We start from the raw sequence: 16310 nt of genomic DNA on the forward strand, positions 1-16310 counted from the left end.
TCGTCACCGGCCCGCGGAATCGCGGCGAACAGCGGCGGAACGCGGGGCACGCTCGCCCGTTGTGCTTGAGCCATGCCCGGATGCCGCAAACTCGAAACTGGATCGTTGATCTCGCATCCGCGCGGGCGGGTCGAGCTTCGACGCTACGTCACGCGGGGCGGCCGCGTGCCCCGCGCCTGCAACGACAACCGTCGGGCGGGATCGCACCACGCCTGGTACTGGGTCCTGGCCGCCGGCGCGATGCCGACGCTGGGGCTCCTGGCGATGCTGTCGACACTCCTGTGACGGACCGCGACATCGATGCGGGCGCGTTCCAGGCGCCGGCATTGCGCGCCTGCGATTCTACAAGTCGAAAATCGGTGCGACTCGCGGCGATATAGTCGCGAGAACTGACGTAATATGTTCATCATAATCCGAAGCTGCGCGTTGCCGGTCAGCCCATCGGGGCCGACGCGGCGATCGCGTGCGCGCGGTAGCCCCCCGTCGACGCGCCTCCGGAAATTTCCCGACCTTCCTGTCGCTGCCGGAAAGCCCGGTCCGCCCGTGATCGCTTTTGCGACGGGTCGCACAGTTTTTGTGCAGTGCCGAAGCCGCCGAATCGTCCCGGCCGCCCCAACGATCCTGCGGGTCCGCGCGGCGCTCGCGGACCGCGCGGTGTCTGGCACGGAACCTGCAAACCTCCCCCTGTCCGTCAACGGCGACGGACAGCGCCGTCAGCGAGGCCGCTGATCCGGTTCTCCCTGGGGCTGAAGCCTGCCGGGAGACGACCGGCAGCGGCTTTTTCGTGGGCGGTCCGCCAACGACCCTGCACTCGAGGTTCCAGACGCGATCGAGCGATGGCGACATCCCCCATGGACACACGCGGACACGACGCGGGCGCCGGGAACGGCCCGCCGCGCGAGAGGCTGGTCGTCGTCGGCAACGGCATGGCCTCGCTGCGCTTCCTGGAGCGGCTCACCGAGGCCGCGCCCGGCCGCTACGACATCACCTGCATCGGGGCCGAGCCCACGGCCGCCTACAACCGGGTCCTGCTCTCCTCGCTGCTCGGCGGCGAGGTCGACGAGGCGGCCTGCGCCTTCCGGGGCCTCGACTGGTACGCGGATCACGGCATCCGCCTGATCACCGGCGCGCCGGCGACGCGGATCGACCGCGAGAACGGGCTCGTCATCGTGGGCGAGACCCACGTCGTGCCCTTCGACAGGCTGGTCCTCGCGGTCGGCTCCCTGCCGATCCGCCTGCCGAAGCCCGGCATGGACCTCCCGGGCGTCATCACCTTCCGCGACCTCGCCGACGTGGCGGCGATCCGCCGTGCAGCCGTGCAGCACGCGAAGGCGATCGTCATCGGCGGCGGCCTCCTGGGCCTCGAGGCGGCGGTCGGGCTCGCGCGGCTCGGCGTCGAGACCACGCTGCTCCACGTCATGGACCGGCTGATGGAGCGCCAGCTCGATCACCACGCCGCCGGGCTGGTGAAGCGCGCCATGGAGGCGCGGGGCGTGCGCGTCATCCTCAAGGCCGACACCGCCCGGATCGAGGGCGCGTCCCGGGTCGAGCGCCTCGTGCTGGCGGACGGCACCGCGCTCCCGGCCGACCTCGTGGTGATGTCGGTGGGCGTGCGCCCCTCGGTGGCGCTGGCGCAGGAAGCGGGGCTGGCGATCGGCCGGGGCATCACGGTCGACGACCGGATGACCACCTCGGACCCGCGGATCTTCGCGCTCGGCGAGTGCGCCGAGCACCGCGGCCAGATCTACGGTTTGGTCGAGCCCGCCTACGAGCACGCCGACACGCTCGCCCGCCACCTCTCGGGCGAGCCGGCCGAGTACCGGGGCACGGCCCTGTCCACGAGCCTGAAGGTTTCGGGCCTGCCGGTCTTCTCGGCCGGGATCGTGGACACGCCCGACGACGCGGAGGCGATCGTGCTCTCCGACCCTGGCGCCGGCCTCTACCGCAAGCTGCTGGTGCGCGGCGGCCGGCTGATCGGCGCGGTGTTCGTCGGCGACATCGCCGAGCAGGGCGCCTGCAAGGGGCTGATCCGCTCCGGCGACCCGATCGAGAACGTGGACGACTTGATGTTCGGGCGCCCCGCGCCCGAGCCCCTGGCTGCTTGAGGAGGCGCGGATGTCCGAGACCACCACCCAGACCGCCGCGGGCGCGTTCGAGGCCGAGCAGAAGCGCTACCTCGAGGGCTTCGCCTCCGGCATCGCCGCCGTCCGCCTGACCGGCGGCCTCGCCGCGGGCGGGGCGGGGGCGGCCGCGCCGCCGGCCGAGCCGACGGGCCCGGACGCGATCCACATCAAGGCGCAGGACCGGACCGTCAAGGACGGCGGCAAGCTCTGCGACCAGGAGAAATGGAAGCGCGCCGAGAACCCGTTCGACGGCCACAACCGCCTCATCCGGGAAGCCGCCGCCGGCAAGCAGCCGAAGCCCGAGGACAATTTCCGCTGGCGCTACCACGGGATGTTCTGGGTGGCGCCGAACCAGGTCTCGTACATGTGCCGGCTGCGGATCCCGAACGGGATCCTGCACCACTGGCAGTTCGCGGGCGTCGCCGACCTCGCCGACCAGCACGGCGGCGGCTACGTCCACGTGACCACCCGGGCGAACCTGCAGGTGCGGGAGATCGATCCCGAGCACGCCCAGCCCTTCCTCGACGGGCTCACCGATATCGGTCTCACGGCCCGGGGGGCGGGCGCCGACAACATCCGCAACGTCACCGGCTCCTCGACCGCCGGCATCGACGTCCAGGAGCTTCTGGACACGCGCCCGCTCGCCAAGTCCTGGCACAACTGGATCCTGAACGACCGCTCGCTCTACGGCCTGCCGCGCAAGTTCAACGTCGCCTTCGACGGCAGCGGCGTGATGCCGACGCTCGAGGAGACCAACGACATCGGCTTCCAGGCCGTGGAAGTGCTGGACGGCGCCGCCGTGCCGCCCGGCATCTACATGCGCCTCGTGCTCGGCGGCATCTCGGGCCACCGGGACCTCGCCCGCGACACCGGCATCGTGCTGAAGCCGGAGGACTGCAACGCCGTCGCCGACGCGATCATCCGGGTGTTCATCGAGAACGGCGACCGGACGAACCGCAACAAGAGCCGGATGAAGTACGTCCTCGACGCCTGGGGCTTCGACAAGTACCTCGCGGCCGTCGAGGACAAGCTCGGCCGCAAGCTCGACCGGGTCGCCCCGGAGCACGTCGCGCCGCGGAAGGCCACCGACCGGTTCGCCCATGTCGGCGTCCACGCCCAGAAGCAGCCCGGCCTCAACTGGATCGGCGTGGTCCTGCCGGTCGGCAAGATGACCAGCGATCAGGTCCGGGCGCTCGCCAAGATCGCCGCCGAGTGCGGCGACGGCCAGATCCGCCTCACCGTCTGGCAGAACTTCATCTTCTCCGGGGTTCCGGACGCGAAGGTCGCCGAGGTTGAGCAGCGGGTGCTCGATCTCGGCCTCACCACCAAGGCGGCGGGCATCCGCTCCGGTCTCGTGGCCTGCACGGGGGCGAAGGGCTGCAAGTTCGCGGCCTCCGACACCAAGGGCCACGCGCTGATCATCGCCGACCACGTCGAGACGGCCCTGCCGAACCTCGACGTGCCGGTGAACGTCCACCTCACCGGCTGCCATCACAGCTGCGCCCAGCACTACATCGGCGATATCGGGCTGATCGGCGCCAAGGTCCTCGTCTCGGAGGAGGGCGACACCGTCGAGGGCTACGACGTCGTGGTCGGCGGCGGTTTCGCCGAGAACCCGAAGATCGGCACCGAGATCTGGAAGGCCGTGAAGGCCGAGGATGCGCCCGCCCGCGTCGAGGCGCTGCTGCGCGCCTACCTCGCCCTCCGCCAGGGCCCCGAGGAGAGCTTCCAGGCCTTCACCAGCCGCACCGGCGCGGAGGCGCTCCGCGACGCCGCCGAGGACCAGCCCGCCCTGAAGGCCGCCGCATGACCCAGCACGTCTCGCCCCCCCTCGTCCTGATCCCCGAGACCGCGCCCTTCAACGAGGACCAGCGCGCCTGGCTCTCGGGCTACTTCGCGGCCCTGCTCGGCCCCGCCGTCGCGGGCGCGACGGCGCTCGCGCCCGGCGAGGGCCCCGCCACGGGCCCCAAACTCGCCGACAACGACGACGCCCCCTGGCACGACCCGTCCGTGCCGATCGCCGACCGGATGGCGATGGCCAAGGACCGGCCCGAACCGCAGAAGCTGATGGCCGCCATGGCCCAGCAGGATTGCGGCCAGTGCGGCTACAACTGCGCCGACTACGCCAACGCCATCTTCCTCAAGAACGAGGCGCGCCTGAACCTTTGCCAGCCCGGAGGCAAAGAGACCCTGCGCATGCTCAAGAAGCTGGACGAGGAGTTCGGCGCCGCAGGCGGCGTCCCCGCGGCGCCGAAGGCGGAGGACGACGTCCCGAAGGCGGCGGCCGATCTCGGCCCGCTCGGCTACTGCCGCGAGAACCCGGTCGAGGCGCTGTTCCTGTCCCGTCGACGCCTCAACGATCCGGGCGGCGAGAAGGAGACGTGGCACATCGAGATCGGGCTCGACGGCACGCCGATCCAGTACGAGGTCGGCGACTCGCTGGGCCTGTTCCCCGCCAACGCCCCGGCACTGGTGGATGCCGTGATCGCGGAACTCGGCGCCCGGCCCGAGCGGGTGATCGGGGAAAGGACCCTGCGCGAGCACCTGCTGATCAACTACGCGCTCGGCGCGGCGCCCGACAATCTGTACCAGCTCCTGTCGCTGCTCACCTCGGGCGCAGCGCGCAAGAAGGCGCAGGCGCTCGCCTCCGGCGAGGATCCGGACGGCGACGCCGCCTATCTCGACGTGCTCGGCGCACTCCACAAGTTCCCGGGCGCGCGGCCCGACGCCGAGGTCTTCCTGGAGGCCTTGGACGAGTTGCAGCCGCGGCTCTACTCGATCTCGTCCTCGCCCAAGATGGATGTCGGCCGCGTGTCGCTGACCGTGGACGCGGTGCGCTACAACCACCGCTCGCGGCTGCGGCTGGGCGTGGCCTCGACGCACCTCGGTGAGCGCCTTCCGGAGCAGACCAGGGTGAAGGTCTACCTCCAGAAGGCGCACGGCTTCGGCCTGCCGGCCGACCTGTCGAAGGACGTGATCATGTGCGGCCCCGGCACCGGCATCGCGCCGTTCCGGGCCTTCCTGCGCGAGCGCGCCGCCACGCGGGCGCCGGGCCGCAACTGGCTGTTCTACGGCCACCAGCGGCAGGCCTCGGACTTCTTCTACAAGGACGAGCTGAACAGCCTGAAGGACGACAAGGTGCTCACCCGCCTGTCCCTGGCTTGGTCGCGGGACGGGACGGAGAAGACCTACGTCCAGGACCGGATGCGCGAGAACGGCGCCGAGCTGTGGAAGTGGCTCGAGGGCGGCGCGCATTTCTACGTCTGCGGCGACGCCAAGCGCATGGCCAAGGACGTCGAGCGGGCGATCATCGACGTGGCGGCGCAGTTCGGCGGCAAGAGCCCCGAGGACGCGGTGGCCTATCTCGCCGCGCTCAAGAAGGCCGGGCGGTATCAGGCCGACGTGTACTGAACCGCAACTTGCTCTCCTCCCCTGGCGACCCCGGGCTTGCCCGGGATCGCTCGAGCTTGTGGGGAGGAGCCGGAGGTGGGGGTGGCGCAGGACGGGGCTCGGGCGGTGCCTTCTGCACCACCCCCACCCCTAACTCCTCCCCACAGGGGGGGAGGGGAACGGCGGCGCGAAGCTTGCTCCCGCCCAGGACGACCCTGCGAGGATTCAGCCATGACCCAGCCAGTGGCGGCGCCGACGGTGCGGACCACCTGCCCCTATTGCGGGGTCGGGTGCGGCGTGCTCGCGACCCCGGACGGGCAGGGCGGCGCCACCATCGCGGGCGATTCCGAGCACCCGGCCAATTTCGGCCGCCTGTGCTCGAAGGGCTCGGCGCTGGGCGAGACCCTGTCGCTCGAGAACCGCCTGCTCCACCCGCAGGTCGACGGCGCCCAAGTCTCGTGGGATGCCGCGCTCGACACGGTCGCGGGCAAGCTCCGCGCGGTGGCGGACGAGCACGGGCCGGACGCGATCGCCTTCTACCTCTCGGGCCAGCTCCTCACCGAGGATTACTACGTCGCCAACAAGCTCGCGAAGGGCTTCATCGGCACGCCGCACGTGGACACCAACTCGCGCCTCTGCATGTCGAGCGCGGTCGCGGCCCACCGCCGGGCCTTCGGCTCCGACACGGTCCCGGGCTGCTACGAGGATCTCGACGAGGCCGACCTGATCGTGCTGGTCGGCTCCAACACCGCGTGGTGCCACCCGGTCCTGTTCCGCCGCATGGCCGACGCCAAGGAGCGCCGCGGCACCAAGTTCGTGGTCATCGACCCGCGCCGGACCCAGACCGCGCAGGAATGCGACCTGTTCCTCGGCATCCGGCCGGGCACCGACACCGCCCTGTTCTCGGGCCTGCTGGTCTACCTGTCGGACAACGGTTTCCGCGACCGCGCCTTCATCGATTCCCACACCGCCGGCCTCGACGGCGCCCTCGACCGCGCCCGCCAGATCGCGCCGGACCTCGCGGCTGTCGCCGCCGTCACCGGCGTGACCGAGGCCGACATCGCGGCCTTCTACGCCCTGTTCGCCGGCACCCGCCGGGTGGTCACGGCCTTCTCGCAGGGGGTGAACCAGTCGGCGCAGGGGACCGACAAGGGCAACAGCATCATCAACTGCCACCTCGTCACCGGCCGGATCGGCGAGACCGGGATGGGGCCGTTCTCGCTGACCGGCCAGCCGAACGCCATGGGCGGGCGCGAGGTCGGGGGGCTCGCCAACATGCTGGCCGCCCACATGCACTTCACCCCCGAGGAGGTGGACCGGGTGCGCCGCTACTGGGGCGCCCCGCGGATCATCACCGGCGAGGGGATGAAGGCGGTGGCCCTGTTCGAGGCGATCGGCCGGGGCAAGATCAAGGCGCTGTGGGTGATGGGCACCAACCCGCTGGTCTCGATGCCGCGGGCCGACGCGATCCGAGACTCGCTCGCCGGCCTCGACCTCTACGTGGTGTCCGAGGCGGTGGCGGATTCCGACACCGCGCGGGGGCGGGCCAAGACCACCGTGCTTCTCCCCGCCCAGGCCTGGGGCGAGAAGGACGGCACGGTCACCAATTCCGAGCGCCGGATCTCGCGCCAGCGCCGCTTCCTCGCGAGCCCCGGCGAGGCCAGGCCGGACTGGGCGGCGCTGGCGGATGTCGGGCGCCGCCTCGGCCACGGCCGGGCCTTCGCGTTCGATTCCGCCGCCGCGATCTTCCGCGAGCATGCCGGGCTCTCGGCCTACGAGAACAACGGCACCCGCGATTTCGACCTCGGCGCGCTCGCGGACATCGGCGACGCCGCCTACGAGGCGGCCCTGCCGGTGCAGTGGCCGATCCCGAAGCGCTCCGGCTTCCGGGGCGCCCAACAGGGGAAGGCGAGGCTGTTCGGCGACGGCCGGTTCTACACCTTCGACCGGCGCGCCCGCTTCGTCGCGGTGCAGCCGCCGGCCCTCGCGCTCGCGGCCTCGGCGGCGTTCCCGCTCATGCTCAACACCGGCAGGGTCCGCGACCACTGGCACACGATGACGCGCACCGGGAAGAGCCAGCGGCTCTCCGCGCACCGGGCCGTGCCGTTCGTCGAGGTCCATCCGGACGACGCGGCGGTCCACGGCCTCGCGGAGGGCGACATCGCCCGGCTCACGACCGCGCACGGCGCGGCCGAGCTGGAGGTGACGGTCACCGACACGGTGGTGCCGGGCAGCCTGTTCATGCCGATGCACTGGGGCGGCGCCTTCGCGTCGCGGGCCCGGGTCGGCGCGCTGGTGCGGGGCATGACCGACCCGGTGTCGGGTCAGCCCGAGCTCAAGGCGACCCCCGCGGCGGTCGAGTCCGTCGGCTACCGCGCCCGCGGCTTCCTGCTGACGCGCCGACAGGTGGCGCTGCCCGAGGGCTGGTGGTGGGCGCGCGCCGCGATCACCGGCGGCTGGGGCGCGCAGTTCGCCACCGCCGACAGCTCCCGCGCCGTGGCGCTGATGGTGCGCGGGCTGATCCAGAGCGAGGCGCTGCCGGGCGGCGAGCTGGCGGAATACGCCGACCACGCCCGCGACCGCTACCGCTGCGCGGTCTACGACGGCGACCGCCTCGTCGCCTGCCTCGCCTACGCCCCCGCCGCCGAGCGGCCGGACTGGGAGGCCGCCAAGGTCCTGTTCGCCGCCGAGGCGCCCGACGCCGCCGAGCGGCGGGCGCTGCTCTCGGGCCGCGCGGCGACCGCCTCGGCGGGTCCGGTGGTCTGCGCCTGTCACGGCGTCGGCGCGGACATTATCGCCGCGACCATCGCCGGAGGCGCCGGCTCCGTGGAGGCGGTGGGTGCCGCCTGCAAGGCCGGGACGAATTGCGGCTCGTGCATACCGGAGATCCGCAAGATGCTGGCCGGGCAGACCGCATGCGCCGCGTGATTTTCTGATACACTCGCCGGCGAGGATGGATCGGCTTCTCCTGTCAGATCACCTCATCCTGAGGTGCCCGCATCGGCGGTCCTCGAAGAAGAGCTCCAGGGATCGCGGCCGACTGGAGCCTCCTTCGAGGCCTCCGCTCCGGCACCCGAGGATGAGGGGGCAGTCGGGACCGGCCGGATCAGGACGATTCAGGACAGGCCCGTGACCGAGACCCCCCTGCGCGCAGCCCGCGCCCCCCGCGAGACCAAGGCTGCCGGCCTGGAGCCGCTGGCGGTGCTGCCCGTCTTCGTCCCCCTGCGCGGCAAGCGGGTGGTGCTCGCCGGCTCGTCCGGCGGCGCCCCCTGGAAGGTGAAGGTGCTGGCCGCCGCCGGCGCCCATGTCGACGTCTACGCGCCCGAGCCCGGCGAGGAGCTGCGCGCCGTGCCGGGCGAGATCGTCGACGGGCAGGTGGTCCTGCACGAACGCCCCTGGAGCCCGGACGATCTCTGGGGCGCGGCCTTCTGCATCGGCGCGATGGAGGACGAGGCCGAGTGCGTCGCCTTCGTGGCGGCCGCCCGCGGCGCCGGCGCCATCGTCAACGCGGTGGACCGGCCACACCTCTGCGACGTGAAGTTCGGCGCCATCGTCAACCGCTCGCCGCTCGTGGTCGGCATCTCGACCGAGGGCGCGGCCCCGGTCTTCGGGCAGACCGTGCGCGCCCGGATCGAGGCGATGCTGCCCCGCGGGTTCAGTCGCTGGGTCGCGGCCGCCCGCGACTGGCGCGACGGCGTCACGGCCCGCTTCCACGGCTTCGCCGACCGGCGGTTCTTCTGGGAGCGCTTCACCGACCGGGCCTTCGCGGAGCCCGACCGGGCGCCGTCGGACCGGGATCTCGCCGAGCTGCTCGGCGAGACCGAGACCGCCCCGAAGGGCGGCGCCGTGACGCTGGTCGGGGCCGGCCCCGGCGACGCGGAGCTGCTCACGCTCAAGGCGCTGCGGGCGCTGCGCAACGCCGACGTCATCCTCTACGACGACCTCGTCGCGCCCGAGATCCTGGACTACGCCCGCCGCGAGGCCCGCACCATGCTGGTGGGCAAGACCGGCCACGGCCCGTCCTGCCGCCAGGACGACATCAACGCGCTGATGGTGCAGCTTGCCCGCTCCGGCAAGCAGGTGGTGCGGTTGAAATCCGGCGACCCGCTGGTCTTCGGCCGGGCCGGCGAGGAGATCGAGGCCTGCCGGGCCGCCGGCATCCCGGTGACCGTGGTGCCGGGCGTCTCGGCCGCGCAGGGTGCGGCGGCGTCCCTCGGCCTGTCCCTGACCCATCGCGACGCCGCGCGCCGGCTCCAGTTCGTCACCGGCCACGACCGCCGCGGGGCGCTGCCGGACGACCTGAACTGGGGCGCTCTCGCCGATCCGAGCGTCACCACGGTCGTCTACATGCCGAAGCGGACCCTGCGGGCCTTGCTGGCGCGCGCCGTGGAGGAGGGGCTGGCGCCCACGACGCCGGCGCTGCTGGTGTTCAACGCCACCCGCCCGAACCAGCAGGCCCTGCGCGGCACGGCCGCCGACCTCGCCGACCGGGTCGAGGCGGCGGGCCTCGACGGGCCGGCGCTGCTGATGGTGGGCGAGGCCTTCTCGGAGATGCGTGGCGCGCTGCCGGCCCAGGCGGAGCAGGCCCGCGTGGCGGTCTGAGGCCGATGACGCGGGCGCGGCGGGGGAGCTGCAGATCAGCGGCTCCGGCGCGTCCGGCTGATCCGGATCAGGTCTCGCCGGCCACGAAGGCGCGCATCAGGTAGTTGGCAATCGCCATGGGCGGCGGCGCCAGGATCCCCTCGGGATGCGTTCCCGCCAGCATGGCCGCGACGTCGGCCCGGCTGAACCAGCGCGCATCCTCCAGCTCGCTGGGATCGGTCACGATAACCTCGTCGAGCGCCTCGGCGGCGCAGCCCATCATCAGCGACGACGGGAACGGCCAGGGCTGCGACGTCCGGTAGGTGACAGCGCCGACGCGGATCTGCGTCTCCTCGAACACCTCGCGGCGCACCGCGTCCTCGATCGTCTCGCCGGGCTCCAGGAAGCCCGCGAGGCAGGAATACATGTGCGGGCGGAAATGCGGACCCCGGCCGAGCAGGCAGGTGTCTCCCCGGCGCACCAGCATGATCACCACCGGATCGACCCGGGGGAAATGGTGGGCGCTGCAACTCGGGCATTCCCGGCGGAAGCCGCCGGCCTTCGAGACTGTGGCGGTGCCGCAATTGGCGCAGAAGCCGTGGCGGGCGTGCCAGTCGAGCATGGACTTGGCCACGGCGAGCAGGCCGAGCTCCTCGGCCTCCACGGCGGAGTCGGTGGCGATCGACCTCAGGTCGAGGGTACGGGTCGGCCCCTCGGAGAAGCGCTCCGCGGCCTCGGCCGGCGCGGCGGCGGCGAAGACGGGCTGCCCGTCCCGGTGCCCGAGGAAGATGCGCATCTCGCCGGCGAGGTCCGCCGCCTCCGCGACCGCGATCAGCGCGGTCTCCCCGCGCAGCACGATCCGGTCGCCGCAGATCAGCACGAGGCGAGCTTCGGGCGTGTCGAAGGCGGGCACCGCCTCCTCGGGCTGCTCGGCCGAGTGCCGGTCGAGGCGGTTTCGGACGAAGCCGAGGGTGTCGCGGGGATCGGTCATGCGAGGGTCAGGCCGCGGAGAAGAGGGCGCCGGCGCGCTCGAGGAGCTGGGCGCGGGCGTGGGGCGGGTAGGGCTTGCGGGTCTCGAACCCCCAGACCGGCCCCGGCCAGGCGGGATCCGACCGGAAGCGGCCGACCACGTGGACGTGGAGCTGCGACACCACGTTGCCCAGGGCGCCGACATTCACCTTGTCGGGCTTGGACAGGGCCTGCATCACCCCCGTGGTGAGGCGGATCTCCTTCCAGAGCGCCGCGGCATCGGTCTCGGAGAGGTCGGTGATCTCGGTGAGGTTCGGGCGGCGCGGCACTAGGATCAGCCACGGGAACCGGGCATCGTCCATCAGCAGCACGCGGCACAGGGCGAGGTCGCCCACTTCTGCGGTGTCAGCCGACAGGCGCGGGTCGAGGGTGAAGGCGGGCTCGGTCATCGCCGACCGGTGTAGCGCAGCTTCCGCGTCGGCGCGCGGGTTTGCTGCGCCGTTGGTGACGCAGCGGCCCGATCGGCTCAGAGACCCGGCACGACGCCCTGGCGGCCCACCGCGATCGTCCCCGCCATCAGCCCGCCGTCCTCGTCCGGGCGCGCGAAGATCGTCACGGCGGCGCCCCGCTGGAGCATCGCCTTCTCACCAGGCGAGAACTGCGTCACCGGCGTGTCGTCGGGGATCGCGAAGGACGATTGGCCGCCGTTATAGGCGAGGGTCAGACGCATTGGCGCGCCCCGCTGCACGTCGGCCACCCAGCCGGCGGTGAGGCGCGCGCCCTGCGCGGTGTCCCAGGTCTGGCTGCCGGCCTCGAACCCGCGCTCGGACGGAGAGTACAGGGTCACGGCGGTCGCCTGCCGCGGCTCGGAATCGGACGCACCGAGGACGCTGACGTAGCTCTCCGGCTTGATCGCCCGCAGGCTGGCGCCGTTCACCGCGTAGATGCGGGTCCGGGGGCCCATCCGCACGGCCAGGGTGCTGCCGCTGGTGCGGCGGATCTCCACGCGCTCCGAATCGGCCTGGACCACGGTGCCGCGGAACCGGACGGTCGCCGGCTCAGCGCGTGCGGCGGGGATGGTCGCGATCGCCAGAAGGCCGGCGAGGAAGAGACGTCTGACGGGGCTCTTCACGGGGCTCCTTTCCGAGCGTGTGGACAATGGGCGTGCCGTCCGGCCGCGGGACCTGAACGCCGGTCACCGGGCAGGGTTCCCGGCGCCGAAGGACATGCGGTGCCGCAATCCGTCGGCCGGGCTCGCGGAGCGCTCAATGCGCCATCAGCACCGGCATGTCGGCGTGGGCGAGAACGTGGCTGGTGACGCCGCCGAAGATCATCTGGCGCAGGCGGCTCTGGGTATATGCGCCCTTGATGAGAAGATCGCAGCCGAACGCCTTCGCCTCCGCCAGAAAGGTCTCGCCGGGCACGCGCCGGCCGGCCGGCAGGGCCCGGTGCGACGCGTCCACACCCTCGCAGGCCAGGGCCTGGGCGAGGTCCTGCGCGGTCGGGCCCGGCACCATGCCACCCTCGACGCTGAGCACGAGCACCCGCTCGGCCCGCCGCAGGAACGGCATCGCGAAAGCCACCGCCCGGGCGGTTTCGGTCGACCCGTTCCAGGCGATGACCACGGCGTCACCGAGGCTGGCCGGTGCCGTAGGCGGCGCCAGCAGGATCGGGCGGCCGCTCTCGAACAGGGCCGTCTCGAACGTGGTCATGCGCGGGGCGTTGTCGGTGGTGCCGGGACGCCCGACCACCGTTGCCGAGAACAGCCGCGCGTACTGCCCGAGGAACGCGTCGCCGGTGGGGACGTCCTGTCGCCAGCGGTAGCGCGGTCCGGCATCCGGCACCCGGTCCGGTATGCAGAGCCCGTCGCGGGCGTGCCGCGGGATGCCGGCGCCGTCCATGAAGGCCACGAAGCGGCCGCCCGCCTCCTCGGCCTCGGCCCGGTCGGCCTCCTCGTCGCGCAGCCACGTCATGCCGCCGACCATGTCGACCGGCACGTACTCGGCCAGCGCCGGGCGCAGGGACACGCCCTCGATCAGACTGCCGAAGCGCGTGGCCGCCAGCCGGGTCGTCTCGAAGACGGAGGGCAGGGCGTCGTGCATCGCGACGGGAACGAGCAGGGTCTTCATGCTGGCCTTCTCCTCGGGCAGGCGAGGCTAATCCTCCCGGCCGCGCGGTGGAACCGGGGCCGGCACGGCGCGCACACGGTTTTGCGGCGCGCCCGGATCGAGCCGCCTCCGGAGGGCCCGGGTCAGGGGCCGCTCGACGAGGCGGTGGACCACGAGCGCGGCCGCGGCGCTGCCCGCGAGCATCAGCGCCATGCTGGCCAAGGGATGCAGGGCGGGGGCAAGGCCGAGCCGGAGCAGCGCCTCGCGCACGAGGCGCAGCGCGAACGGGTGCACGAGGTAGAGGGCGTAGGATGCGTCGCCGAGCGCGACGAGCCCGCGCACGGGGGACGGCAGCCGCGCGACCGCGGCCGCGTCGCGGGGTGGCCCGAGGGCGGCCGCCACCAGCAGGACGGCCGGCCCGCCGACGAGGAGCGGGCGCAGGAACCCGTCGGCCTCGCCGAGACCCGCGAGCACCCGCGCGGCCAGGATCAGCCCCAGCACGCCCAGCACCGCGAGCCCGACCCGCAGGGGGAGGGCCGGCCGGAACCCCGCGCCCCAGGCGAAGGCGAGACCGGCGCCGGCGGCGAATTCGAGTACGATCGGATCCGACCAGAAGCGCAGCGGCACCGGCAGGCCCGGCACGAGGGCGCCGACCGCCACGAGGACGGCCAAGCTCCCGCACAGCCACGCGACGGCGCCGCGCCGCCCGAAGCCGAGACCGGCGGCGAAGAGTGCGTAGAAGGCCGCCTCGTAGTTCAGGGTCCAGCCGAGGCCGTAGAGCGGCTGGACGGTGCCGTCGGGGCGGGCCGCCGGCCAGAACAGGAAGCTCGCCGCGAGGGCGACCGGGTCGCGCACCAGCGCGGCGGCCTCGCCCAGGAGGTCCGGCCGCGCGAGCGCCAGGACGAGGTAGAGCAGGCTCACCAGCCAGTAGAGGGGCACCACCCGGGCGACCCGGTGGGCGAGGAAGCGGGCGCGGCCGCCCGACCGGCCCGCGAGCCGGCCGCCGGCATGGACGATGACGAAGCCGGAGATCACGAAGAACAGGTCGACCCCGCCCCACCAGGGCAGCAGCGTCGCGGGATCGAGCGCCGGGCCGGCGCCCCGGTCAGCGAGGAGGCCCGCCTCGTGCCGCGCGTGGTGCCATGCCACCATGAGGGCGGCGGCGGCGCGGAGGATCTGGACGGCGACGACGATCACGGGCTGCCCGCGCGCGTCGCGCTTCGAGCCCTGCCCGGAGGTGCGGCCGGAAGGACCCACCCGCCGAGGCCACCGTCCCGGACGAGCGCGATCGGCATCCTGCGGGATCCACCGAGAGGGCACGCGCGCCGGATTAGATCCGCTCGGGAACCGTATTGTCCGATGCGAAAACGGCAGGAACCATAAGCCGATAGCCTCGTTGACGGACCAATTCGCGAACCCGCCGGCTCCGAGTTGCCTGCGACGTCGTCTGCCGAGGCGTCCGTGCTGCACATGCGGCGTCCTTCCGCGGTTCGCGTGCCCATCTCGAACAGAGGTCCCGATGCTGAAGAACTACGCTGCCGCGTCCGCGCTCGTCCTGGCGCTGTCGACCCCGGCCATGGCCCAGAGCGCCAACGACTTCCGCATGCAGTCGATGCAGGCGAACGCCTTCGAGATCCAGTCCTCGCAGATCGCCCTGTCCAAGTCGCGCAACCCGCGCATCCGCTCCTACGCCCAGGAGGTGCTCCGTGACCACCGCGCCGCCAACGTCGCCCTGGCCGGCGGCCAGATGAACGGCGTCGCCGGCGATCCGGGCCTCGGTGGCCTGGTCACCGCCCCGATCGCGGTGGCGGGCAGCGCCGTGGGCGCCGGCGTCGGCGCGGCGACCGGCGTGGTCGGCGGCACCCTGGCGGGCGGCCCGGTCGGCGGCCTCGAGGGCGCGGGTGCTGGCGCGGCGCGCGGCGCCGCCGCGGGTGGCCAGATCGGCCGCGGCGACGTGATGGCGACCGGCGCCTCGACGATCGTCCCGCCGAACCCGGAGCAGCAGGCGATGCTGGCCCAGCTCTCGGCCGCCCCGGCCGGCGCCCGCTTCGACCGCCTGTACGCGTCGCAGCAGATCCAGGCCCATCAGATGACCATCGCGATGACCCAGGCCTACGCTCAGGGCGGCCCGAACCCGGCCCTGCGCAACTACGCCCAGCAGGCCCTGCCGGCCCTGCAGATGCACCTGCAGCAGGCCGAGCGTCTCCCGGGCGCCATGTAAGCGGCACAGACTTCGGCGGCCCGGCCTCGGCCGGGCCGAACGAGAAGGCGGCGGGCGCGAGCCCGCCGCCTTTCTCATGTCGATGGCTGTTCGAGCCAGGATGATCGCCGGCCGACCGCGGCGAACGACCTTCGCGGACGCGCCGCGCCGGCGCGTCCCAGCATCATCGGATCCGGGACCGGCCGACCGGTCCCGAATCTCAGCGCCCGCGCCGTTCGCTCACTCGCACGCGATGGCGGCGACGGAACGGACCGACTGGCCGGTCGTGTCGATCGGCGGCTTGAACTCGCCGGACTGCGGATCGCGCACCAGCAGGGAGCCGCTGGCCACGCCGAAATGCGCGCCGTGGATTTCGAGGCGGCCGTCGTCGACCCGCTCCTTCACGAACGGGAAGGTCAGCAGGTTCTCCATGCTCTGGACGACCACGGCATGTTCCAGCTTGGTCAGGTAGTTCGGCGCGGCGGGATCGCCGGCCTTGTCCTCGGCCTGACCCACGAGCGAGACCCACTTGCCGATGAAGTCGCCGGGCGAGAGCGGCTTCGCCTTGTTGGCCCAGGCCTTGATGCCGCCGCAGGTGGCATGCCCGAGGACGACGATGTGCTTCACCTCCAGGGCCTGGACGGCGAATTCCAGGGCCGCCGAGGTGCCGTGATACTGGCCGTCCGGCTGGTAGACCGGCACGAGGTTGGCGACGTTGCGGATCGTGAACAGCTCGCCCGGGCCGGCATTGAAGATCGCGCTGGGCGAGACCCGGCTGTCGCAGCAGCTGATGACCAGGATCTCCGGATTCTGCGTCGAGGCGAGCTGCGCGAAGCGCCGACGCTCGGTCGGGAAGCGGTCGAGGAGGAAGGACCGGTAGCCTTCGGTCAGGTAGACGGGGAACATAAAGTCGTCTCCAGTTAGACAAATCCGCGACAG

Annotated in this window: 13 protein-coding genes; 7 read left to right on the plus strand and 6 right to left on the minus strand. The window is 72.6% G+C overall.

Features of this window, described 5'->3' with window-relative positions; genetic code table 11:
- Positions 1-105 precede the first annotated feature (105 nt).
- The 6 genes from BMY19_RS17350 to cysG all read left to right on the plus strand — a co-directional run bounded on the left by BMY19_RS17350 (position 106) and on the right by cysG (position 10115).
- Positions 106-285: a hypothetical protein gene (locus tag BMY19_RS17350; RefSeq protein ID WP_020094181.1), complete on the plus strand. Its 180-nt coding sequence runs from the start codon at positions 106-108 to the stop codon at positions 283-285.
- A 566-nt stretch (positions 286-851) separates the two neighbouring features.
- Positions 852-2105 (plus strand): NAD(P)/FAD-dependent oxidoreductase, encoded by a 1254-nt coding sequence (locus tag BMY19_RS17355; RefSeq protein ID WP_244534941.1) that lies wholly within the window; start codon positions 852-854, stop codon positions 2103-2105.
- Positions 2106-2115: 10 nt separating this feature from the next.
- Positions 2116-3933 carry a NirA family protein gene (locus BMY19_RS17360; RefSeq protein WP_100252420.1) on the plus strand — a complete coding sequence of 606 codons (1818 nt, stop codon included), beginning with the start codon at positions 2116-2118 and terminating at the stop codon, positions 3931-3933.
- Positions 3930-5534, plus strand: a complete 1605-nt coding sequence (locus BMY19_RS17365; RefSeq protein WP_020094184.1) for a sulfite reductase subunit alpha — start codon at positions 3930-3932, stop codon at positions 5532-5534. The genes BMY19_RS17360 and BMY19_RS17365 overlap by 4 nt, the downstream gene beginning before the upstream one ends.
- Before the next feature lie 210 nt (positions 5535-5744).
- A complete protein-coding gene (locus tag BMY19_RS17370; RefSeq protein ID WP_100252421.1) occupies positions 5745-8441 on the plus strand; it encodes a nitrate reductase in 2697 nt (898 codons plus the stop codon).
- A 201-nt stretch (positions 8442-8642) separates the two neighbouring features.
- Positions 8643-10115, plus strand: a complete 1473-nt coding sequence (gene cysG / locus BMY19_RS17375) for a siroheme synthase CysG (RefSeq protein ID WP_091681147.1) — start codon at positions 8643-8645, stop codon at positions 10113-10115.
- 67 nt (positions 10116-10182) lie between these two features.
- On the opposite strand, the gene nudC is transcribed toward cysG, so the two are convergent.
- The 5 genes from nudC to BMY19_RS17400 all read right to left on the minus strand — a co-directional run bounded on the left by nudC (position 10183) and on the right by BMY19_RS17400 (position 14368).
- Positions 10183-11085, minus strand: coding sequence for an NAD(+) diphosphatase (nudC, locus tag BMY19_RS17380; RefSeq protein WP_100252422.1), 903 nt, complete (start codon positions 11083-11085; stop codon positions 10183-10185).
- A 7-nt stretch (positions 11086-11092) separates the two neighbouring features.
- A complete protein-coding gene (locus tag BMY19_RS17385; protein ID WP_020094188.1) occupies positions 11093-11512 on the minus strand; it encodes an HIT domain-containing protein in 420 nt (139 codons plus the stop codon).
- 77 nt (positions 11513-11589) lie between these two features.
- Entirely contained in the window at positions 11590-12195 is a 606-nt protein-coding gene (locus BMY19_RS17390; RefSeq protein ID WP_020094189.1) for a hypothetical protein, read from the minus strand.
- A 133-nt stretch (positions 12196-12328) separates the two neighbouring features.
- The gene (locus BMY19_RS17395; RefSeq protein ID WP_020094190.1) at positions 12329-13192 is read right to left on the minus strand and encodes a universal stress protein; all 864 of its coding nucleotides are present in this window, start codon (positions 13190-13192) and stop codon (positions 12329-12331) included.
- Between the two features lie 27 nt (positions 13193-13219).
- Positions 13220-14368 (minus strand): acyltransferase family protein, encoded by a 1149-nt coding sequence (locus BMY19_RS17400; protein WP_100252456.1) that lies wholly within the window; start codon positions 14366-14368, stop codon positions 13220-13222.
- A 322-nt stretch (positions 14369-14690) separates the two neighbouring features.
- Between BMY19_RS17400 and BMY19_RS17405 the strand changes: the two genes are divergently transcribed.
- Positions 14691-15392: a DUF4142 domain-containing protein gene (locus BMY19_RS17405; RefSeq protein WP_020094192.1), complete on the plus strand. Its 702-nt coding sequence runs from the start codon at positions 14691-14693 to the stop codon at positions 15390-15392.
- 219 nt (positions 15393-15611) lie between these two features.
- On the opposite strand, the gene BMY19_RS17410 is transcribed toward BMY19_RS17405, so the two are convergent.
- Positions 15612-16277, minus strand: a complete 666-nt coding sequence (locus BMY19_RS17410) for a carbonic anhydrase (RefSeq protein ID WP_020094193.1) — start codon at positions 16275-16277, stop codon at positions 15612-15614.
- Between the last annotated feature and the right edge of the window lie 33 nt (positions 16278-16310).

The organism is Methylobacterium sp. UNC300MFChir4.1, from assembly GCF_900110155.1.
GTDB lineage: Bacteria > Pseudomonadota > Alphaproteobacteria > Rhizobiales > Beijerinckiaceae > Methylobacterium.

Excerpts from the sequence above, each read along its gene's own strand:
- BMY19_RS17355 (WP_244534941.1), top strand. The coding sequence starts at position 852 with ATGGACACACGCGGACACGACGCGGGCGCCGGGAACGGCCCGCCGCGC.
- BMY19_RS17360 (WP_100252420.1), top strand. The coding sequence starts at position 2,116 with ATGTCCGAGACCACCACCCAGACCGCCGCGGGCGCGTTCGAGGCCGAG.
- BMY19_RS17365 (WP_020094184.1), top strand. The coding sequence starts at position 3,930 with ATGACCCAGCACGTCTCGCCCCCCCTCGTCCTGATCCCCGAGACCGCG.
- BMY19_RS17370 (WP_100252421.1), top strand. The coding sequence starts at position 5,745 with ATGACCCAGCCAGTGGCGGCGCCGACGGTGCGGACCACCTGCCCCTAT.
- nudC (WP_100252422.1), bottom strand. The coding sequence starts at position 11,085 with ATGACCGATCCCCGCGACACCCTCGGCTTCGTCCGAAACCGCCTCGAC.
- BMY19_RS17385 (WP_020094188.1), bottom strand. The coding sequence starts at position 11,512 with ATGACCGAGCCCGCCTTCACCCTCGACCCGCGCCTGTCGGCTGACACC.
- BMY19_RS17395 (WP_020094190.1), bottom strand. The coding sequence starts at position 13,192 with ATGAAGACCCTGCTCGTTCCCGTCGCGATGCACGACGCCCTGCCCTCC.
- BMY19_RS17405 (WP_020094192.1), top strand. The coding sequence starts at position 14,691 with ATGCTGAAGAACTACGCTGCCGCGTCCGCGCTCGTCCTGGCGCTGTCG.
- BMY19_RS17410 (WP_020094193.1), bottom strand. The coding sequence starts at position 16,277 with ATGTTCCCCGTCTACCTGACCGAAGGCTACCGGTCCTTCCTCCTCGAC.